General features: G+C 63.3%; 19 protein-coding genes and 2 pseudogenes. 7 read left to right on the plus strand and 14 right to left on the minus strand.

Features of this window, described 5'->3' with window-relative positions; translation table 11 throughout:
- Positions 1-141: pseudogene (gene sdhB, locus ACTHN9_RS11025) on the plus strand (succinate dehydrogenase iron-sulfur subunit); the annotation flags it as partial.
- Between the two features lie 116 nt (positions 142-257).
- On the opposite strand, the gene ACTHN9_RS11030 reads toward sdhB, so the two are convergent.
- The 3 genes from ACTHN9_RS11030 to ACTHN9_RS11040 all read right to left on the minus strand — a co-directional run bounded on the left by ACTHN9_RS11030 (position 258) and on the right by ACTHN9_RS11040 (position 5,258).
- Entirely contained in the window at positions 258-2,036 is a 1,779-nt protein-coding gene (locus ACTHN9_RS11030; RefSeq protein WP_440536796.1) for a hypothetical protein, read from the minus strand.
- A gap of 550 nt (positions 2,037-2,586) precedes the next feature.
- On the minus strand, positions 2,587-4,089 hold the full coding sequence (locus tag ACTHN9_RS11035) for a hypothetical protein (protein WP_440536797.1): 1,503 nt from the start codon (positions 4,087-4,089) through the stop codon (positions 2,587-2,589).
- 164 nt (positions 4,090-4,253) lie between these two features.
- On the minus strand, positions 4,254-5,258 hold the full coding sequence (locus ACTHN9_RS11040) for a glycoside hydrolase family 26 protein (RefSeq protein ID WP_440536798.1): 1,005 nt from the start codon (positions 5,256-5,258) through the stop codon (positions 4,254-4,256).
- A gap of 573 nt (positions 5,259-5,831) precedes the next feature.
- Here ACTHN9_RS11040 and ACTHN9_RS11045 point away from each other — a divergent pair.
- Both ACTHN9_RS11045 and ACTHN9_RS11050 read left to right on the plus strand, forming a co-directional pair.
- The gene (locus tag ACTHN9_RS11045) at positions 5,832-6,473 is read left to right on the plus strand and encodes an isochorismatase family cysteine hydrolase (RefSeq protein WP_440536799.1); all 642 of its coding nucleotides are present in this window, start codon (positions 5,832-5,834) and stop codon (positions 6,471-6,473) included.
- Between the two features lie 59 nt (positions 6,474-6,532).
- Entirely contained in the window at positions 6,533-7,273 is a 741-nt protein-coding gene (locus ACTHN9_RS11050) for a sulfite exporter TauE/SafE family protein (protein ID WP_440536864.1), read from the plus strand.
- 87 nt (positions 7,274-7,360) lie between these two features.
- Here the strand turns inward: ACTHN9_RS11050 and rbsD are convergent, their stop codons facing one another.
- From rbsD to ACTHN9_RS11100, 10 genes are all read right to left on the minus strand, one after another.
- Positions 7,361-7,759, minus strand: coding sequence for a D-ribose pyranase (gene rbsD / locus ACTHN9_RS11055; protein WP_440536800.1), 399 nt, complete (start codon positions 7,757-7,759; stop codon positions 7,361-7,363).
- Positions 7,760-7,772: 13 nt separating this feature from the next.
- Positions 7,773-8,723: a ribokinase gene (gene rbsK / locus ACTHN9_RS11060; RefSeq protein WP_440536801.1), complete on the minus strand. Its 951-nt coding sequence runs from the start codon at positions 8,721-8,723 to the stop codon at positions 7,773-7,775.
- A complete protein-coding gene (locus tag ACTHN9_RS11065) occupies positions 8,720-9,757 on the minus strand; it encodes a LacI family DNA-binding transcriptional regulator (protein WP_440536865.1) in 1,038 nt (345 codons plus the stop codon). The genes rbsK and ACTHN9_RS11065 overlap by 4 nt, the downstream gene beginning before the upstream one ends.
- Before the next feature lie 25 nt (positions 9,758-9,782).
- Positions 9,783-10,781, minus strand: a complete 999-nt coding sequence (locus ACTHN9_RS11070) for an ABC transporter permease (RefSeq protein WP_440536802.1) — start codon at positions 10,779-10,781, stop codon at positions 9,783-9,785.
- Entirely contained in the window at positions 10,778-12,352 is a 1,575-nt protein-coding gene (locus ACTHN9_RS11075) for a sugar ABC transporter ATP-binding protein (RefSeq protein ID WP_440536803.1), read from the minus strand. Before ACTHN9_RS11075 ends, ACTHN9_RS11070 begins: the two co-directional genes overlap by 4 nt.
- 82 nt (positions 12,353-12,434) lie before the next feature.
- Complete coding sequence (locus ACTHN9_RS11080; protein ID WP_440536804.1) at positions 12,435-13,394, minus strand: sugar ABC transporter substrate-binding protein; 960 nt, start codon at positions 13,392-13,394, stop codon at positions 12,435-12,437.
- A 370-nt stretch (positions 13,395-13,764) separates the two neighbouring features.
- Positions 13,765-14,139: a hypothetical protein gene (locus ACTHN9_RS11085; protein WP_440536805.1), complete on the minus strand. Its 375-nt coding sequence runs from the start codon at positions 14,137-14,139 to the stop codon at positions 13,765-13,767.
- Entirely contained in the window at positions 14,136-14,699 is a 564-nt protein-coding gene (locus tag ACTHN9_RS11090) for a hypothetical protein (RefSeq protein ID WP_440536806.1), read from the minus strand. Before ACTHN9_RS11090 ends, ACTHN9_RS11085 begins: the two co-directional genes overlap by 4 nt.
- A 137-nt stretch (positions 14,700-14,836) precedes the next feature.
- The gene (locus ACTHN9_RS11095) at positions 14,837-16,138 is read right to left on the minus strand and encodes an MFS transporter (RefSeq protein ID WP_440536807.1); all 1,302 of its coding nucleotides are present in this window, start codon (positions 16,136-16,138) and stop codon (positions 14,837-14,839) included.
- A 145-nt stretch (positions 16,139-16,283) separates the two neighbouring features.
- Positions 16,284-17,174 carry a LysR substrate-binding domain-containing protein gene (locus ACTHN9_RS11100; RefSeq protein WP_440536808.1) on the minus strand — a complete coding sequence of 297 codons (891 nt, stop codon included), beginning with the start codon at positions 17,172-17,174 and terminating at the stop codon, positions 16,284-16,286.
- A 329-nt stretch (positions 17,175-17,503) separates the two neighbouring features.
- Between ACTHN9_RS11100 and ACTHN9_RS11105 the strand changes: the two genes are divergently transcribed.
- Positions 17,504-18,418 carry an LOG family protein gene (locus ACTHN9_RS11105; RefSeq protein ID WP_440536809.1) on the plus strand — a complete coding sequence of 305 codons (915 nt, stop codon included), beginning with the start codon at positions 17,504-17,506 and terminating at the stop codon, positions 18,416-18,418.
- A 6-nt stretch (positions 18,419-18,424) separates the two neighbouring features.
- On the opposite strand, the gene ACTHN9_RS11110 is transcribed toward ACTHN9_RS11105, so the two are convergent.
- Positions 18,425-18,637, minus strand: coding sequence for a DUF2964 family protein (locus ACTHN9_RS11110; RefSeq protein ID WP_440536810.1), 213 nt, complete (start codon positions 18,635-18,637; stop codon positions 18,425-18,427).
- 353 nt (positions 18,638-18,990) lie between these two features.
- On the opposite strand from ACTHN9_RS11110, the pseudogene ACTHN9_RS11115 reads away from it, so the two are divergent.
- From ACTHN9_RS11115 to ACTHN9_RS11125, 3 genes and pseudogenes are all read left to right on the plus strand, one after another.
- Positions 18,991-19,920 (plus strand): annotated as a pseudogene (locus ACTHN9_RS11115) (bifunctional enoyl-CoA hydratase/phosphate acetyltransferase); the annotation flags it as partial.
- Between the two features lie 211 nt (positions 19,921-20,131).
- Positions 20,132-20,641, plus strand: coding sequence for a DUF1269 domain-containing protein (locus ACTHN9_RS11120; protein WP_440536811.1), 510 nt, complete (start codon positions 20,132-20,134; stop codon positions 20,639-20,641).
- A 346-nt stretch (positions 20,642-20,987) separates the two neighbouring features.
- Positions 20,988-21,113, plus strand: coding sequence for a hypothetical protein (locus tag ACTHN9_RS11125; protein ID WP_440536812.1), 126 nt, complete (start codon positions 20,988-20,990; stop codon positions 21,111-21,113).
- Positions 21,114-21,139 lie beyond the last annotated feature (26 nt).

Here is a 21,139-nt window from a genome sequence, read left to right on the forward strand (position 1 = left end):
CGTCTGGACAATCTCGAAGATCCCTACCGTCTGTTCCGTTGCCATACGATCATGAACTGCGTCGACGTGTGCCCGAAGGGCCTCAATCCGACGAAGGCGATCGGCAAGATCAAGGAATTGATGGTGCGTCGTACGGTTTAACGGAAACGACGCCGGGTCGATAAGACTCACCCGGCCACGCTCGAATTCGTCGACGACGAATTCGAGCGTGCGCAAGGGCTATCCCTACCTGCTTCCTCGCGCTCCTTCGCGCTAGATCACTGCCCCGTATAACCGACCGGCGCGGTCACGTTCGCCTTCATGACACTGGCGTTCGACGACACGACGTAGATCGGCGCTTCCGTCAGCGCCAGATTCACTACCCCGTTCGTATAGGCCACCTGCGTCGCGTTGCCCATCAGATCGAACACGGTCACCTTGCCACTCGTCCCCGGCGAATCGACGGTCAGCGCGTAACTCTTACCTGCAGTGGCGCTGTACACGCCCGGCGAGGAAGAGGTCGGCGCAATCCAATTTGCCGGATTGTGCGTCCACAAGGCCGTAATCACACGACCGCCGCCGAGCCGTTGGAAGGCGTAGCCATAGACCATCGAAGGCAGCGCGTTCAGGCGTCCGAGCGTCTCCGTCCCATCGATGATCCGCGTCATCGCGGCGAACGCCAATGCCTCGGGCTTCGGGCTCAGATTCGTCGCATGGATATCGCCGGTTGGATCGACGGTGTCGAAGAACGAGCCGTAACCGATTTCACTTGGGTAGTCGGAACCGTAGAAGAAGTAGGTGACCTGCGCCCCCTCGCCCAGGACGATCAAGTTGGCGCGCGCCGCAACCGCGGCCTGCGCGAATAGCTGGTTCGCGGACGGCCCCGAATCGTAGGTGATCCCCGGGTCATAACCGACGCCGACCTCGGTAGACCAGAGCGGCATATTGGGCCTGAGCGATTGCATCTTGGCGCGAAGATCTTGCATTTGATGATCGAGCGCAAAATGCAGATCGTACGAGTCGGTGGCGGTATCGTTCTCTTCCGGCGGGTGCTCTGGGGCGTGGATATTCGAATAGTAACTGTGCGTCGTGATCCCATCGAGATAGCTCATCAAGCCGAGCGAGGCATAGGTCTGCAACATCGTGCCGGTGCACCATGAGCATGAGCCGTTCGTGCCGGGATCGGGACTCGTCACGCCCATCACCACCGCGCGCGGATCCGCCGAGTGCACGCCTTTATAGACTGCGGCATACATCGCGACGAAATTGGCCTGCGTGTCCGCCCATTGCGGCTCCCACGTCACTTGGTAGTAGTTGTTCGACATGTTCGGGAAGTACGCGGCGCGAATCTGCTCCGCCTCGGTACCGACCCGCGCCATGTAGCTCTGGTAGTACGTCAGATCCGTGGGGGCGTAGGTGTCGTCTTGCGCTTGGCCGGTAGGGCTCGCCCAAGCGGAAATGCCGTCCAGGCGCACAAGGCGAGCGACGTTGCCGCTCTTGAATACCGGCGCCACTTGAGCCAGCGACGGCGTCCACGAGTTGGGCTTGGTGGGCTCCATCCACGACAACCCGCGCCCGTCGATCGCTTGCGTCACCCCCAAATCCGAGAGCAGTTGCGGCTTGTCGCTCTCGCCCTGCATGCCGAAGCGATGCTGGTCTTGGCTCGTGAAGGTGGCGGCCGGCAGCACCGACGAAACGTTCGGCAGCACGCCGAACGTCGCGATGCCGGCCGGGCGCGTGCCGGCACGCGGCAACGTCCCGCCGCTGCCGCTCAACGTGCTCGTCAGCGCGAAATAGCCGCTTGCCGTACCCGTGCAGGAGATCGTCGATGTTTGCGCGCCGGCCGGCACGGCGAACGATCCGCTTCCGCGAATATTGCCGACGTAGTCCTGCACCGACCAACTGACACTATCGGCGCTAGGGGCGTTCGTAACAAATTGGATCGTGAACGGTTGCCCCACGGGAACCAAACCGGCCGGGTCGGGCATGGACGTCACGGCCGAGATCAGCCCATTGGGCGTGCCGCCCGCCACGGTTTTGGCTGCCGAGCAAGTCATGGCGCTGCTCGCATTCGCCCCCGTCGAAACAACGCTAGCGAATGCAAAAAGCGCCAATGCCACGCAGCGTCGATATTCGGGGATAAATGGCTCGGCGCCATCGCATGCCGAATGGCCGGCGCAAGCATGCGAATGCGCGCGATCGAAATCGATTACAGTGCGAGTACGATAAGGCGTGGATCCGGGAAAATCTTTCAGAAGTTTCATCGTTTGATATCCGTGTTGGAACATCGTCACGCTCCGCCGTTTAGGCTCACTTGTCAGTGAGTTCGGCAGCGCTTGCAGTCGCTGTGTAGACAAACCATTCTTGCGCCGTAGACACTTCTCCCATCGCCTCGGAAAAGCAGCGGCAAGGACGATTAATCGACTGCAAGCGGATTATCCGTTCTGTTCACCGGATTACCAATGCGTCATGCATTGCAAGTCGATAACATAGGTGGCTTTGGCCGAAAACCCCTATCTCTAGAAAATATCGCCACTCGAATCGTTAACGATTTTGTAATCTATATGATCGCTTTAACTTGCATCATGCGAAATGAACTGCCGTGAATCAGTCGTTTCGCAACGCCTTGCGCAGCGCATTCGCGTCGTAGCGGCGCGCCTCGTCCTGCGCGATGCCGGGCTCGATCACTCGGAACGTGGCCGGATCGGCGCCGTCGATCTCGACGAGGCTTTCGTAGGTGACGACATAGGCGTGCGCTCGGTCCCGCGCGAAGTCGTCGCCGAGGAATTCGAGCGTGGGCAGATGCACGCGCTTGGCCGAGACCGGACGGCGCCCGCAAAACAGCTTGTCCCCGGCGAGCAGGAACGCGGGGTGCGGCACCTGGAAGGTGGCCTGCGGCGCGTCGATTTTGAGGGGCTTGCCGTCGCACAACAGATGTTCGCCATCCCATGCGTAGCACCCTTCCAGCCGCAATCGCGCGGGGTCGACGCCCTTCTTGACGACTCCGAGATAAAACGCGCGGCTGCGGTCGCGTGCCCAGCCATGCTGCAGGACGCGGAAGTCGGCCGGATCCGTGCGGCGCAGCGGCCGCGGGGTCTCGTAATGATTCGGCGTGTAGAACACCGTGACGCCATCGGTGAAGTAGCGGCGACCCAGCACATGCAGCGCGGCGATCGGCCGGTCGGAAATCCGTTCCAGGCGCGAGGGGCCTTGCGTGTATTCGTGCAGCCAGTGCATGCCGTGCGCGTCGCCGCACACGATGCCGCGTGCCGCGTAGCCGTAGTCGAGTTCGTGTGCGGCGAAGCTCGCGCTATCCAATCCGGCCAGGCGTATGCCGTGAAACTCGACGGCTGCCGTCGGCTGCGACGGCTGTTGCAGGGCGTGCCACCAGTAGTCGGTCAACTCGGGGCGTGCGGTAAAAAACGGGCGCCATTCGTCGGCGATGCACCGATCGAGCGCGGTCTCGCGCTTGCCGTCCTCGATCGGGCCGAAACGGTCCGTGAAGACGAGCCGTCCGTCGGCGTTCAGTCCGCACGTGAAACTCGCGCGGTCGAGATCCGTCGCCCGCCCGAAGTAGTAGACGCGTTGCGCGTCGGCCAAGTAGCCCGATTCGAAGCCCACCGCACTCGCACCGTCTGCGCCGGCGATGCGCTTGCCGTTCAGATACACCGCTTCGCTATCCACGGCGTAGAACTCGTGCGCGCGCTGGACCTGAACCAACGGCCCCTCGTCCGACCAGCGCCAGCTCTCGTAGACGAGCGGCCGGAATGCCTGCGGGCTGCGCGTGCGGATCGTCTTGCCGCGGATGTAATAAGCCTGATTCGCATCGCGCGCATAGCGTTGGTTGAGCACTTCGAAGGTGGCGAGATCCGCGTCTTCGATCCGGTAGTAGAACTCGTACGCGATGTCGCTGCCGTGCTGTGCCTGCACGATCACGTGGACGCCGTCGGTGAACCAACGTCCGGCGATACAGCGAAACGCGCTCGGACAAGCGATCGGCAGCGGACGGTCATGCTTGTCCCATAGCGGCATACGGCGCGAGAGGCGAATGACGGCATCGCCTTCGATCACGTATTCGGGATGGTTGGTGGCTTTAGGCGGCTTGGACATCGCGCGATTCGGTGTGGGGCATAAACGGAAAGCCATAGTATGCCCGGGATGCATCGAGATTCACTGCGTTTGTCGGCGGGCAGCCCGTCCCGCCGACGTTCGAATTGCCTTTCCCCAACGGCACGATCCAACGTGCCGTGCGCCCGCGATCGCGGGGTGGTCGTTTATCGGCCGAACAATTTCTTGTACAACGCCGATGAGTTGGGGACCGTGACGGGCATTGAATTCGAGTCGCTATAAATCACGCCATTCGGGCCGCCAGCCGACGTATTCCAATACCCGTGGTAAAGCACATTGGCACCGCCCGCGGCGATCCAATCGTGCATGCCCTGGACGAACGCAGTATCGTCGCCGTGTCCGTGGGTATGGGTCGACACGCTCCATTCCGTATAGGCTTCCGACTTGCCGTGTTTGCGCGCGAATTGACGAAAGGCCGCCAACCCGTAGGCGCCGCCCATCACATCGCTCCAGCCAGTGTTGTATTCGTCGTAGACGTCCATCGAAACGATATCGACGACGTCATCGCCAGGGTAAGCCTTGTCCCACTCCAGCGGCTTTCCCGTGGAGGTCGGACTTCCCGTGCGCGCAAGATTCCATTCGAAGCGCAGGACGTTGCATACCGAGCGCATCGTGTGCACGACATGCCGGTATGCCGCGGCGTAGCTAGCCGGCGCATGCAACGCGTTCCATGTGTACCAGTTTCCGTTCAATTCCCAGCCGAGACGCACAATGATGCGTTGCGGCGCGCCCGTCTTGGTCGCCAAATTTTGCGCGAGTTCGCGGAAGTAAGGGTCGTAGGTGCCCGCGGCGATAGCGGCAAGCGTGGCGTCGTCCGCTGCGATATTGGCGTTGGTTTTTGCATCGGTATGGGGCGGGTCCGGCATCAACGGGATGGTGACGACCTCGTAGCGCGACGGGTTCGACGCCAACCACGGCTTAGTGCCCGTACTCAGGGCGGAGGGCGACGCAATGCTGTCCCAAGAAGCTGCATCGGCGAAGGTCACGCGGTACATGACCGGTTTGCCGAGCCACGTGCCGAAATCGTCGTATTGCGAGATCCGATCGTCGCGGCCCGCGTGTAGACCGAGGGCCGCACTATGCGCGGCCGAACATACGCCCGCCATCAAGGCGGCGCAAACGGCGATCTGACGGAGTAAGTTCCTCTTCATAGGGATCTCCAAAGAATTCGTTCTAATGAGCGGACTTCGGGAAAGGGCTAGGAATGGCACTCGCGCGAAACAAGCGATCACCAGAGCGATCGTTGCAAATCCGACGCCGAGGTACAGAACGAACGAAATAGCGCACGATACCGCTCGGTAAGCGATGCCATCTATCGCATCGTCATGCCGGTCGTCACTTTATACGAGATTAGCTTCATCGAAAAACAAAAATCGATTTCAGATATCTCTTTATTTTTACCGTACCGAGCGACCTCAGCACTGATCAGTCACTTCATCGATGCTCCCCTTGCACCACACGTCGAACGCATTGCGGTGACTTCCATTTTTTTCGCATTTACTCGATTACGAAATGAAAGGCACTACGTGCCTATCGATCCGAGCAATGAAAAATCGCCTGAAATAAACAGACCTGTCGAACTACCAAGGAAAGGATCGTATCGTAAGAGATGAAATCAATCGTTTTTGCAGGTCGGCAATCGCTGAACGCACTGAGAGACATGCCGCGGGCGCGATGTTTCGATTAAAGTCGTTCCCATCCCCATCAACGCACGAGGAGGCGCAATGGCAGTCGATATGAGTTCGACAAGCCCCGAAGAGGACAAAACGAGCCGCGAACCCGGGCAGCACGCCGCCGCGGCGCCACCGACGATCGAGCCCGCGCGAACGGCGCTCCTCGTCATGCACTATCAAACCGACATTCTCGGGCTCTTCCCCTCTGTCGCGCCGGCACTGCTCGCCAATACGCGCCAGCTCTGCGACGCGGCGCGTGCCAAAGGCGTTGGCGTCTATTTCGCCAATCTGCGCTTCGGTCCCGACTATTCGGAGATCAGCCCATCGAACAAGAACGGCCAAGGTATCAAACGCCTCGGCCTGTTTACCGACGACAGGCTGGCGCCGGAACTGGGCCAGCGGGCCGACGAACCGCTGATCCTCGCGCATCGAGCCAGTGTCTTCTTCGGTACCGATTTGCAAGTCCGCCTTTCCGCCCGAGGCGTCGATACGTTGATCATGGTGGGCATCGCGTCCACCGGTGTCGTGCTGTCGTCGGTGGCCTATGCGAGCGACGCCGACTATCGCCTCTACACGGTCAAGGACTGTTGCTACGACCCGGATCCGATCGTGCACGAACATTTGTTCGCCACGGCGTTCGATTCGCGCACGACGGTCCTGTCGCTCGCGGAGGCCAAACGCTTGCTGGCCTGAACGCGCAGCGCGGTTAAGGTAGCATCGGGCATTTCCCGTTACCTACCGGTTCGTCTATGCTGCTCCTGCTGATTATCGTCGCCGGCCTGTGGGCCGGTCTGCAAAATGCCCTCGCCGGCGGCGGCTCGTTCGTCACGCTGCCCGCCCTGATCGTATCGGGCATGACGCCGCTCGCCGCCAATATCACCTCCACCGTCGCGCTCTTTCCGGGGCAAGTGATGTCCGGCGTGGCCGGGCGACGCCTGGTTTGCGGCGCGAACCGATTGCCGTTTTCAGTTCTGTTCGGCGTCAGTGTCGTGGGCGGCGCGATAGGCGGCATTCTTTTGCTCGTCACACCCTCTTCGGTGTTCTCCCACCTCGTTCCGTGGCTCGTCCTGTTCGCCACCGCCGTGTTCGCCTGGGGCAGCTTCTTTCGCAAAACCAATGAGACGAGCACGCATCTTTCGCCGCCCGCCGCCGCGTTCGCTCAATTTTTGATTGCGATCTACGGCGGCTATTTCGGCGGCGGCATCGGCTTTTTGATGATGGCCGCGCTGACGATGGCCGGGCTGCCCACGCGCAATGCGGGCGCCACCAAGAACGCGTTGGCCGGAGTCATGAATGCGGCTGCGGTCGCGATTTTCGTGACGTCGTCGCAACTGCACTGGCGCGAAGCTATCGCACTCGGTGCCGGTGCCATCGTCGGCGGCTTAGCCGGAGTATGGGCGCTGCGCCGCGTGAACGAGCGCGTCCTGCGTATCGCCATCGTCTGCATCGGCGTTGCATTGACTATCGGACTCTTCCTGAAACCGATCGGCTAACCCTCGGCCGTCGCCCTACCGGGGAGAATCGGCCACGCGATTGTCACGCCCTACGGCACCGCGGCCGCGCATGCCGCTCACGCACGATCAAAACGTTACGCCCGCCACCAGCATGAGATTCGCATAGGGCGTGCACTCGCCGGTACGCACTACGGCACGCGCTTCGTGCGACAGTCGCTTCAGTTCCTCGTGCGAGACGACTTGGCGCGACCCGATCCGGCCCGCCCATTCGCTCGAGAGCCAGGCATCGTTGCGCGCCAGCGTTTCGCTCGCCACGATGTGCGATTCCACCTGCATTTCGCTGAGCAGAACACGAATCGTCGTGGCGATATCGGGCACCCCGTTCGTCAACGCGAGATCGATGATTTCCACCGCCGATCCGTGGGGAGCCGGCATCCCCGCATCGGCGACAAGCACCTTATCGCCGTGGCCCAACGTTGCAACGAGGCGCGACAACGCACTATGGAGCAGCTCCGTCTTCTTCATTTCCGATGACAGCCTAGAGAGTGATTTCGTGCAGATAGGGAATCGACGTCTGCGCACCGGCGCGCGTCACCGATAGCGCCGCCGCGGCCTGGCCGAAGCGCACCGCCTCGTCGAGCGAGCGCTTGGCCGCGAGCGCCGCGCAAAATCCGCCCACGAACGTATCGCCGGCCGCCGTCGTGTCGACCGCTTCGACCTGCGCGGGAATGTAGTGTTGGCCGCCGTCGCCCGCACCCTCGGTCAGCACCACGATGCCGCGCTTGCCGAGCGTGATGATCACGTTGCGCGCGCCGGCCTGCTGCAACGCCCTCGCCGCGCGCCCCGCGCTTTCCGGCGAATCGACCTCGACGCCCGACAACACCGATGCTTCCACTTCATTGGGAATCAGGAAATCGGCGCATTCGAGCCATGTGCGCTCGAGCGGTCCGGTCACGGGCGCGGGATTGAAGACGACGATTCGGCCGAGCCGTCTCGCCGCGCGCATCGCAGCGAGCACCGTCTCGCCCGGCACTTCCAATTGGCAGACGAGCACATCGGCCTGCGCGATGGCAGGTTCGTACTCGGCCATCGCCGCCGTCGTCAACGCGCCGTTGCTGCCCGCGACGATGACGATCGCGTTTTGCCCGGCATCGTCGACCACGATCATCGCCACCCCGGTCGGCAACGCCGGATCGGTCGCCACACCGGCGCAGTCGATACCGTCGCGAGACAGGCCGGCCACCAGTTGCCTGCCGTTGTCGTCGTTGCCGACGCGCCCGATCATCGCGACCTGGGCCCCCAATCTCGCCGCCGCCACGGCTTGATTGCCGCCCTTGCCGCCCGGCACGTTGACGAACGATCGGCCAGCCAGCGTCTCGCCTTCCTTCGGCAAACGCGGCGCGCGGATCACGAGATCCATGTTCAAGCTGCCGACCACCGTCACGCGGCCGGCTCGTTGTTGCACTGCAGTTGTACTCATCGATGTCATGGGGCGATTGGATTGGAGGGACGTCCCGCTTGCGCGGCCGAGCCCGCGCTGGATTCGCGCACGAGCAGGCGCGGCTCGATCAGGAGCGTGCGCGCGGGACCGGTCACCGTTCCATTGATCCGTTCGAGCAAGGTCGTGGCAGCCGCGTCGCCTAGACGCAATATCGCCTGGCCGACCGTCGACAATGCCGGGTACACGTACCGGCTCATTTCGACGTCGTCGAAGCCGACGATCGCACAGTCGGCCGGAATGCGCAGGCCACGCTCGGCCGCCGCCCGCAGCGCGCCGATTGCCATCATGTCGTTGCTCGCGAAGATCGCGGTCGGGCTCACGGTCTCGAACAGCGCGCGCGCCGCGGCGTAACCGCCCGGGCACGTGAAATTGCCCTCTACGATAGCACCGGGCAACACCTCGATGCCGCGCTCCGCCATCGCGCGCTTAAAGCCGGCGACGCGAATCGCGCTCACCACGGTATCGGGCTCGCCGGCAATGCAGCCGATACGGGTATGACCGAGATCGAGCAGATGATGCGTCGCCAGCATGGCACCGGCCTCGTGGTCGATCTGCACGAGATCGGCATCGAGCCCGGCGATGGGACGATCGACGATCACCACCGGCACGCGCACGGCGCGCAAATCGTCGGCGACCGATTCGTCGTCGCCGACCGACGCCACGATCAGCCCGTCGATTCGATTCTGGTGCAGCGCGCGCAAACACTCGCGCTGCGTCACGAGGTTATTGTCGGAATTGCACAAGAAGACGCAATAGCCGCGCCGCTTGAGCGATCCTTCGATCCCGCGCGCGAATTCCGCGAAGTACGGGTTCGTATTGTTCGGCACGACCAAGCCGATCGTCGACGTGGTTTTCGCTTTGAGCGAGCGCGCCGGTGCCGACGGCACATAGTTCATCTCGGCGATCGCCGCCAGCACGCGCACGCGCTTTTCCTCGCTGACGGGGCGCGTGTTGTTCAGCACGTGCGACACGGTCGTGTACGACACGCCCGCCCGCTTCGCTACGTCTCGAATCGTCCACATCATCGCACCCGTGTTCTAGCGCCCATTATGCGCGGCTTGCGCCGCGACGGCTGCGATAGGTATCGAGCACGACCGCGATCACGATCACCATGCCGGTGATGATCCGCTTGGTCGGCTCGTTGGCGCCGATCTGCGCCAAGCCTGCGGCGAGCACGGAAATGATCAGGACGCCGAAGAACGTGCTGATGACCGAGCCGCGCCCGCCCATGAGGCTGGTGCCGCCGATCACGACCGCGGCGATCACCTGCAATTCGATGCCGACGCCGGCGTTCGGATCGGCCGCTTCGAGACGGGAGACTTGGAACAGCGAAGCCAACCCGGCGAGCGCACCCATGAGCGCGAAGACGATCACCTTGTAAGGACGCGGATCGATACCGGCCAACCGTACCGCCGTCTCGTTCGTGCCGATACCGATGAGGCAGCGGCCGAACACGGTTCGGCGCAGCACGAGCTGCGCCACCACCATGACGGCCATCGCGATCAGGAACGCGGGCGAGATGCCAGCCGCGAACGGATTGGCCAGCCAGTCGAACGTGCTGCCGATATAGGACGTGCGCGAATTGGTCAGTTGATAGGCGAGCCCGCGTGCCATTTCCAGCACGCCGAGCGAGACGATGAACGACGGAATGCGCCACGCGACCGTGACGAATCCCGTCAAGCTGCCGGCCAGCGCGGCCACCACGAGGCCGGCGAACGCCGCGGGGATCGCACTCCAGTGCCATTGCAACGCGACGACGCTCACGGCCGACGCCGAGAGCGCGAGCACCGAACCGACCGACAGATCGATGCCGGCGATGATCAGCACGAACGTCATGCCCACCGACATGACGACGAGATCGGGAATCTGATTGGCGATCGTCACGAACGTTTCGTACGTGAAGAAGTGCGAGCTGAGCGCCGAAAACAGCGCGATCATCGCGACGAGCGCGCCGACGAGGCCGAGGTAGCTCGTCAGTTCCACTCGCGTCTTGCTCTTGACGTCGGGCGCGGCGACCTCGACGGGCGTGTTGGAGGAAATCGTCATGATGCTTCTCTCGTCAATAGTGCGTCACGTTTTGCATAGCCGGAAAAAGCCGCGGCCAGCAAATCGTCTTGGGTCCATTCGTCGCGATCGAAAATTCGAACGAGCTTGCCGGCCGACATCACGCCGATGCGATCGCAGATGAGCATCAGCTCGCGCAGTTCGCTCGATACGACCACGAGGGCCTTGCCTTTCCTCGCCTCTTCGCCGAGCAGGCTGTAGATCTCGAATTTCGCGCCGACGTCGATGCCGCGCGTCGGTTCGTCGAACAGTAAAACGTCGGCGTCGCGTTCGAGCCAGCGGCCGATCACCACCTTCTGCTGGTTGCCGCCCGAGAGTTCGCCCACCGCCTGCTGTTCGCCGGCGCAGCGAATCCGCATCGCGTCGATGTGCCGTTTGGCGAGCGCGCGTTCGCGGCCGCCGTCGACCCAGCCGAAGCGCGAGACGGCACCGAAGTTGTTCAGCGCGAGGTTCGACGCGATCGACTGCGTGAGCATCAACCCCTCGCTCTTGCGGTCTTCGGTAATCAAGGCAATGCCTTGCTTCACGGCATCGGCCGGCGAACCGATCCGCGCGGGCTCGGACGCCGCGCCGATCGACACCGAGCCGCTATCCTTCGGATCGGCGCCGAAGATCGCACGCAACAGTTCCGTGCGCCCCGAGCCGATCAACCCGCTGATGCCGAAGATCTCCCCGCGCCTGACCTCAAACGAGACATCGCGCACGGCGGCCCCGCGCGTAAGCTTGTTCACGCGCAACATCGGCGCACCGATTGTGCGTTCGCCGAAATCGATCGTCTCGCCGATATCGCGGCCGACCATCTGCGTAACAAGGCGCTCCGTCGTGTATTGGGCAATCGGACCGACGCTCACGAGCTTGCCGTCGCGCAGCACGGCGATCCGATCGGAGATGCGCGCCAATTCCTCGAGCCGGTGCGAGATGTAGACGATCGACACCCCTTCGCGCTTTAACCGCTCGACCTGACCGAACAGCAGATCGACCTCGCGTCCCGTCAACATCGCGGTGGGTTCGTCGAGGATCAGCACACGGCAATCGCCGATCAGGTTGCGGGCGATTTCGACGAGTTGCTGGTGGCCGATCCCGAGTTCGCCGACGAGCGTATCGGGATCGAGCGATTCGAGCCCGACGCGCGCCATCGCCGCGCGCGCATCGTCGCGCAGGCGCTTGCGCGAGATCCAGCCGATCCCTTTCACGGCCGGCAGGCAGTTCAGGAACAGGTTCTCGGCGATCGAGAGCGTGGGCAGCAGGTTCAGCTCCTGCATCACCATCCGCACGCCGAGCGCTTCCGCGTCCTTGCGGCTCGCGGGCGCGTACGGCTGCCCGCGGTAGTGCATGACGCCGCAGGTCGGCGCAACGAGACCGCTGACGATCTTCGACAGCGTGCTCTTGCCCGCGCCGTTCTCGCCTGTGAGCGCAAGGACTTCTCCCGCGTTCAGCGAGAGATCGATGCCGGCGAGGATCGGCACCGCGTAGGTCTTGCCCACGCCGGCGACCGTCAGTACCGGTTCACCCGGCGGCGCGCCGCGTGCGCCGCCCGTAGAAACTGCTGTCATGCCCCCTCCTTCGCAAGCGAAGACCGGGGCAAGCCGCGAACCCGCGCTTCGCCCCGGCCATGCGTCGAACCGACCGACTTCGTTACTTCTTCACGATCAGTTCGACCGGCGTTTCGACCACGCTCGCCAGCTCGTTTTGCTTCTTGTGCTCGCGAATGGCCTTCAGCGCCGTATCGATACCGAACACGGCCTGCTTGGCGGCGAACTGATCGACGGTCGCCAACACGCGGCCGTCGGCCAGCATCGGCTTCACGGCGGCGATGTTGTCGTAGCCGACCACGGCCACCTTGCCTGCGCGACCGGCCGCGCGAATCGCGGCGACGGCGCCGAGCGCCATGTTGTCGTTACCGCACAGCAGCGCCTTCAGATTCGGGTAGGCGTTGAGCATCGCCGACGCCACCGCGTTGCCCTTGTCGATTTCCCAATCGCCCGATTGCACCGAGACGACCTTGGCACCGGCCTTATCCATCGCATCCTTGAAACCGGCGGTGCGCTGCTGCGCGTTCGTCGTGGTGGAGACGCCTTCGACGATGCCGACTTCGTCGCCACGGCTGAGCTTCGCGGCGAGATAATCGCCCGCGAGGCGTGCGCCCTTGCGGTTGTCCGGACCGACGAACGGCACCGTCATGCCCTTCGACTTCAGCACGTCCGGATCGAGACGATTGTCGATGTTCACGACGATGATGCCCGCGTCGATCGCTTTCTTGATGACGGGCACCATGGCCTTCGAATCGGCCGGGGCGATCACGATCGCATCGACCTTCGAAACGATCATTTGATCGACGATACGGATTTGCGCGGCCGTATCGGTTTCGTCTTTGATCCCGTTCGACACCAGATCGAAATCGGCGGCATGTTGCTTCTGATAAGCCTTCGCACCGTCTTCCATCGTGAGGAAGAACTCGTTCGCGAGCGACTTCATGACGAGCGCGACCTTCGGTCGGTGTGCCGTATCTTGCGCGTGGGCGCCCATCGGCAACATAACGGCGGCGGCCAACCCGATGCATGCGGCGAGCACGCGGCGACGGACGGGGGTCTTCATAGGATGTCTCCTGAAAATCGTTCGATGTGGTTGTTGTGACGACTATCTGCTCCGCTCGCGATTGGGATTTCCGCAACCGGTTGCGCAACCGGTTGCGCAACAAACGTCCGTCAATTCACGGCGAACTCGTTCGCGCAACCGGTTGCGGATCGAATGTTCGAGGAGCCGCCATCCAAAGTCAACCATCGGACGTTGTGCAGTGCGCCATGCGCGTAGCGATATGACGTGTGAGGGTTCGCGGCGCCTTGCGGGGAGGCGCCGCGCGGCAGGGGCGATGCGTGGAAGGCGAGAGTGGCTCGGTCGGAGCGCGCGTGCCGGCGGTGCGGCCGACCGCCGAATGGGATGGGCCCGTTATGGCTAGTGACGGCCGTTACGCCCCGGACAATCCGGCGCTTCGGCACTCCAGCAACTCGAGCACGGCGCCCGCGTAATCGCGCAGGGTCGCGCGATGTCTAGCGGACTGATCCGGCGCTTGCGTCGCGGCGATGGCGTCTTGCATGGCGAGCCGCAGCGATGCAGCGATCGCTTGGCTTTGCGCCGCCGTGAGGTGCGGCAACGTCGCATCCAAGAACCGGGTGAGCACGGCCGTGCGCGCGCCGAGATACGACACGGCGTCCGCATGGGCGCGCAGGGAGCGCTCGAGTGCTTGCGTCGTCTCCATCGGGGTCTCGCGCTCGATGCCGATGTCCACGGCCGAAGCGTTAGGGCTCGTAGGGGTGCTAGGGCTGACCGAGCGCAGATTCATTCGACGCTGCTCGCGCAATGGTGGGCTGCGGCCACGAAATCGCGCTCGTAATCTCGCCGCGCCGCATGGGGCCAATCGCGCGCGTGGCGCAGCACGTCGCGGCGCAGCGCGACGAGCGCCGCGGCCGCCTCCGGATGCAAGCGCGCGAATTGCCGTTCGACTTGCGAATCGGCCGCGGCGCGCCGCAAGGCCTGCTGCGCCACCTCGAAGACGACGTGAAACGCGCTGTCGTAGCCGCCGATGTCCGCACCCGACGGATCGAACGCGGTCGTTACGCCCAACTCGCCCCGATGCGCGCACGCACGCGCGAGTTTGAAGGCCTGCCCTAGCGGCTTGGCAAGCTGCGCCGTCAGACGCGCCAGCGCGACATCGAGTTCCCGCGCGTATCCGATCAACTGAGCGCGCGACATCTCTTCGACGGTCGCGCAGCCGTCGCGCGCAACCGGATGCGCCGGTGCCGGCACCTGCCGCTTGCGCTTAGGCGCGCGGTGGCCAAGCCGTCGAAATACCGTGCGCGCTTTCGCGTCGGATTCGCCGAATAGCGATTCATTGTTCGACATAAATGACATTGCGACCGTCGCTCACTGTTTCATGACGCGCCCCGAGCCGGGGCGCAAAACAGCACGTCGCCCAGGCCGAGCGGCCGGCGCCGTCACGTGCCGTCCTGTGCGCCGATCCGCCCCGCCTGCCGTCGCGCTCATCGGCTCGCTTCGCCGGCTCCAATAGGCCGCCATGCGATCGCGGCCAGCAGGCTCAACGAAGCGGTCGCGATCACATAGACCGCGGGCGCCAGGTTGTTATGGGTTGCCGAAATGGCCCAGGTGATGATCGTGGCGGAGAACCCGCCGAACGTGATCACGGCGAGGTTGTAGGCGATCGAAATGCCGGTCGACTGCACCCGCGACGGAAACAGCTCGCTGATCGACGCCAAGATCGGCCCTTCGTAACACGCGATCACGAACCCGAAGAACAGTTGGAAAACGATTAGCGACTCGAGTCCCGGATGACGGTTGACATACCCGAACAGCGGATACGCCAGCATGATCGCGGCGATCGGCGCGCCAATGAGAAAGCGCTTGCGGCCGAATCGATCCGACAGGTGGCCGAACACCGGCGTCGCCACGAGCACGATCGTCGCCCCGACCAACACCGCGACGAATCCGGTCGAGGGCGCGAGCTTGAGCGCTTTGACCGCATACGTCGGGATATAAAACAGCAACACGTACGAACAAACCGTCCAGAACACGACGAGCCCGAATCCCACCAACACGGGCAGCGAACCGTGCTGCACGATATCGCGCACGGGCGCCGACTCGCGGCTCGATCGATCGAGATGGTCGGATTCGACGAGGCGCGTGCGGATGTACAAACCCACCGGCCCGAGCAGCAGGCCGAACAGGAACGGAATGCGCCAGCCCCACGCTTCGATCTGATCGGCGGACAACCCATTGACGATCGTCGTGCCCAGCGCGGCGCTCAAGATAATCGCGAAACCGATGCTCGCTTGAATCCAGCTCGTGTAGTAGCCGCGCCGCTCGCCCGGCACGCGGTCGACGAGGTACGCGGTGGCGCCCCCCATCTCGCCGCCCGCGGAGAACCCTTGCAGCAGCCGGGCCAGCACGATGATCGCCGGCGCCAACAAGCCGGCCTGGCGGTAGGTCGGCGCGAACGCGATCAAAGCCGTGCCGGCTGTCATCAGCGCGATCGTGATCGTCAGCGCCACTTTGCGGCCGGCCTTGTCCGCCAGTGCGCCGAGCACGAGCCCGCCGACCGGCCGCATGAAGAAACCGACACCCACCGTCGACACGGACAGCAGCAGCGATACGTTCGGGTCCCCGGCGGGAAAGAACAGCCTCCCGATCACGATCGCAAAAAAGCTGTACGAAATGAAATCGAACCACTCGAACCCGTTCCCGATGATCACCGCCAGCACGGCGCGTCGCCTCGCAGCCTCGGAGCCTACGGCGACGTCATTCATATAAAGCGATACGTTTTGCATGGAAATCCTTATCTATTATTGTCACCTACTCTCTCAGGAAATCTGCTGTTGCAGATGCTATGGCATTCCCGCGAATTCTTACTCGGAATTATTTTCGGTCTGCTCCGACGAAAAGGAATGGTTGAAGGGAAAGCGAGCACGTCGCCTATCGGTTTTCGAGGATCCAATTCTTGAATGCGCTGACAGCCGCCGTATGGCGGCGCTCCGCCGGCCAAAGCAGGTGATACGCACCGCCGAACGTGGCGGTCGCCTTCGATGCCTTGACCAACTGGCCGGCCTCAACCATCGGCGTCACCATCTTGTCCCAGCCGAGAATGATCCCCTGCCCTCGTAAGGCAAGGTTCAGCAAAAGCGGATAGCTATTGCATGTAATCGTTTTCTTCGGGCGTGTCGATTTAGCGCCCGTCAGCTTGAACCAGTTGTGCCAGCCCATCCACTGACGTTGCTGTTCATCGGCGACGAGCAACGTCTGCTCGAGCAATTCGTCGGGGTGGAGCTGCGCGCCGTTCAGAAACGACGGTGCGCAGTAGGCGCCGACCTCTTCCTCGATGATCCGCGTGCCGGCCAGGCCCGGCGGCATGACGTCGCGAACGTAATAGATGCCGACATCGAATTCGGACGTATTCAGATGCAATAAGCCATCGCGAACGAGAATGCGGACGGTGATGTCGGGGTACGCGCGACCGAACGACGTCACTCGGTCTGTCAGAAACATATTCGCGGTGCCCGCCGCCGAGGCGATGGTCAACTTTTGCGGCCCGGGGTCCTTCATGAGTTTGGCGGTGAACTCGGAGCAGTCGACCAGCATGTCGTGCACGAATTGCGCGTATTGCTGACCGGCCATCGTGAGGCGCAACGAGTGGCCATCGCGAATGAATAAAGCGACACCGAGGAAGTTCTCTAATTTCATGACCGATTTGCTGACCGCGCCTTGCGTGACGTTCAGCTCGTCGCCCGCTCGAGTGAAATTGCCGAGCCTTGCGGCCGCGTCGAATGCGACCAGATATTGAAGCGGTGGGAGTGGATTGATTTTCATCTTTATCGTCGACCAGTCGGGCAGCCGCGCCGCTTGGATGCGGCGCCGGGCGCTCGGCACGCCGCGGTCTGTCCCGTGACCGCATAGGCGTGCCGCCACGCAATCGGCATAGTGCCGAAAAATATGCGGATCATTACCCACCTTTTCGGAACTCGCGACCTGTCAAAACTAGTAGGTTACGCATCGACATGAATCTGGTAATAGGCGTTCGCGGCGTGACGCTACCTTGATCTGGGTCAGGCGAGCGCGGCCCTGCCACGCGATGATGAACCGACGGCGACCGCAACCGAGCGCCGTCTATCCGGTTCACCGAATGCGCGAGGCGGCCCATGAGCGAGCCTACCCCCTATGAAAATGAAGCCGAAGCAGCAGCCGAAGCCGACGCAGCAGCCGGCGAGCGCGTGCGAAGGCTGATGGCCAGCCCCAGCTACCGGCAAGCCGACGAGGACAAAGCCTTTCTGTTGCGCCCCGAGATGTGCGGCGTGCGTTTGCAGCTCGACTTCTGGAAGACGGAGGAGATCTTGCAGCGCCGAGGCATCGCGCACACGGTAGTCGTCTACGGCAGCACGCGCTTGATCGAGCCGCAGGCTGCCAAACGACAGCTCGAGGCCGCCGAGCGGACCCTAGCGGGCGAGCCCTCCAACGCCGATCGCGCACGCGCAGTCGGCATCGCCAAGCGCTTGCTCGACACGAGCCGGTACTACCCGATCGCCCGCGAATTCGGCCGCCTCGTCGGCAGCCGGCGCGCCACGCGGGGCCTGCCGCAGCTCGCCGTGGTGACGGGCGGCGGCCCCGGCATCATGGAAGCGGCCAATCGCGGCGCATTCGAATCGGGCGCGCCGAGCATCGGCCTGAACATCTCGCTCCCGCGCGAACAGCATCCGAATCCGTATATCAGCCCCGACCTGTGCTTCAAACTGCACTACTTCGCCATTCGAAAGTTGCATTTACTCGAACGCGCCAAGGCGGCCGTGTTTTTTCCCGGCGGCTTCGGCACCTGCGATGAGCTGTTCGAAGTGTTGACGCTGCTCCAGACCGGCAAGATCGCGGCGCTGCCCGTGGTGCTCGTCGGCGAATCCTATTGGCGGCGGGCGATCGATTTCGAGTTTTTCGTCGACGAAGGCATGATCGCGCCGACCGATGCCGCCTTGCTGACGTTTGCCGAATCCGCCGACGCGATCTGGCAGGCGATTTCAGCGTGGTACGACTCGAACGAGCCGGCAAGCGATCGCGGCGAAGGTTGAGCGCGCTTATTTCCTCGGATCGTTGCCGGGTTCGTCGTCGATACCCGACAACGGATTGAGCAGCATGACGAATGCGGCCACGCCGCCGATCACGGCTGCCGCGCCATAGCGCAGGACGATTTCCCGATCGAACAGGAGACCGTGGATCGCGGCCCCGATGCCCAGGATCGCCACGAATATCGCCGCCGTCGACAAACCGATCCGATACTTCGCTCGCATAATCGCACCTTTCTCTTAGACGTTCTCGGGTTGAGACAGTGCCGGCATCGTCGGACCGCGCAAGGCCATTGTTCCTGAGCACTGTCGCCGACACCCGCGCCCGAGCCTCAGGCTCTATCGTCTGCGCATGCGCGGCCGCGCGATTGACATGGGTCAATCGCGCCTGCCATCGCCTCGCCGGTTTCCCTTGATTTACGTCAGATCGATGCGCCGTGGGATCGGTACAGTGGGCCGGTGCCCCGTACTACACCTGAGGACGCCAGATGGACGCGCACGAGAAGACGGATGCCGCGGACGAGAACGTGTTGCGCGGCCGCTTGTTCGACCATTTGGCGCGCCGCGAGGCAGCGGGGCACGGCCACGACCGCTACGCAGCCTTCATTCGCGAGGCGCGCCGCCGCCCCGCCCTGCGCACCGCGGTCGTGCACCCGTGTACCCCGGAGGCGATTCGGGCCAGCGTGGAGGCTCGCGACGAAAACCTGCTCGATCCCGTGTTGATCGGCCCTGAGGCGAAGATCCGCGCGGCTGCGGACGCGGCGGGGCTCAGCTTGGAGGGCATCGCGATCGAAGCGGTGGAACATAGCCATGCCGCCGCCACGCGCGCGGTGGCGTTAGGCGCGGCCGGGGAAGTCGCGGCGTTGATGAAGGGAAGCCTGCATACCGACGAATTGCTCTGCGCCGTGGTCGCCCCGGGCTCGGGTTTGCGCACGCAGCGGCGCATCAGCCACGTCTATGCCATGGACGTCCCGGCCTACGGAAGGCCGCTCGTGATCACCGACGCGGCGATCAACATTGCGCCGACGCTCGAGCACAAACGCGACATTTGCCAGAACGCGATCGATTTTCTTCGGACGATGGGGGTCGATCGACCGCGTGTCGCGGTCCTAGCCGCCGTCGAAACGGTCAATCCCAAGATGCAGGCCACGCTCGATGCCGCCGCGCTCACGGTCATGGGCATGCGCGGACAAATCGCGGGCGGTATCGTCGATGGACCGCTAGCGTTCGACAATGCCGTCGATCTGGCCGCGGCCGAGACGAAAGGCATCGTCTCGCCGGTCGCGGGCCACGCCGACATTCTGCTCGTGCCCGATCTCGAAGCGGGCAATATGCTCGCCAAACAGCTGATGTATTTCGCGGGTGCCGACGGCGCCGGGCTCGTCCTCGGCGCGCGCTTGCCGATCATTCTCACGAGCCGCGCCGATTCGCTGCGGGTACGCTTGGCGTCGGCTGCGCTGGCCAAGCTCGTCGCCGAACACGCCATGCATTCGAGAAATTCTGTCTGAGGAGTCGCGCGTTAAGGCGCGCAACCGTGAACGCAATGAACGACGCAATCCGAAGCCGACGAAACGCCGACACTCTCTCTATGCATCGACAGCGTTAAAGCCCATCGCCTTCCACGTACGTCCGAGCACCTTTAAATGCGCCGATAACGCCTATGATGAATATCATCGTCCCGCTTCGGACGATGAGCGCTCGATCGAGGAGCACATCATCATGAGGCGCCTTTATTTTCTCGTGCCCGATCCGGCGATTGCGAAGGCCATCGTCGACGATCTGCTGCGGGCCCGCATCACCTGGCACCATATTCACGTTCTCGCCAATCACAGCGTCGCGCTCGAAGCGTTGCCCGAGGCGTCGCTGCTGCAACGCAGCGACGTGGTCCATGCATTGGAGCGCGGCGTCGCGCTAGGCGGTGCAACAGGCGCGTTTCTCGGCCTCGTCGCACTGGCCTTTCCGCCGGCGGGATTGACGATCGCGGGCGGCGCCGTCGTGGCGATGACGCTTGCCGGAGCCGGTTTCGGCGCGTGGACGGCGGCGATGATCGGGGTGGACGAACCCAACGCTCGCCTCGCGCGTTTCCGCGACGCGATCCGCGACGGGCAACTGCTGTTGATGGCCGACGTACCGGCCTCGCGCGAGCACGAAATCGAGCAATTGGTGGCGCAGCACTTCCCGCAAGCCGACCTGCGCGGCGCCGAGCCCACGACGCCGATCTTTCCTTGAGATACCGTGCGGCCTCGACGTTTCGTCGTTGCGACGCTTTCGTGCGCGACGTGACCTAAAGACCGCATGCTCGCGATTTCCCCAAAGCCGCACCACGCCTGATTTCCCGCGGACGTTCCCGATGACGTGCACGCGCTGCGCGAGCCGTCGTCGTCGACGTCACGCGAAGACCGCCCGCGTCGCGACCTAACGTTTCGCGACCGAAACGTCTCGCGTGGCGATTCGCGCCCTCGCGCAGGGTCATCGACCGCGATGGCGCGTCCCGTATAGCGGGCGAGCCAATGGCACGGTAGATGCTGTCATTCGGCGCATAACCTCACGATCCCCCCACCGTGAGGAGGACAACATGAAATATCTATTGATTGCCATATTGAGCAGTCCGCTCATGCTCGCGTACAAATTGAGGCCCACCGAAATGCAGGATGCAGTGATGCAAGCGCTGCATTTCCTGCTGCAACACATTGGAGGCTGAAAACACGAGGCGGTCTGTCATGCGGC

This window comes from Trinickia sp. (assembly GCF_051953405.1).
Classification (GTDB): domain Bacteria; phylum Pseudomonadota; class Gammaproteobacteria; order Burkholderiales; family Burkholderiaceae; genus Trinickia.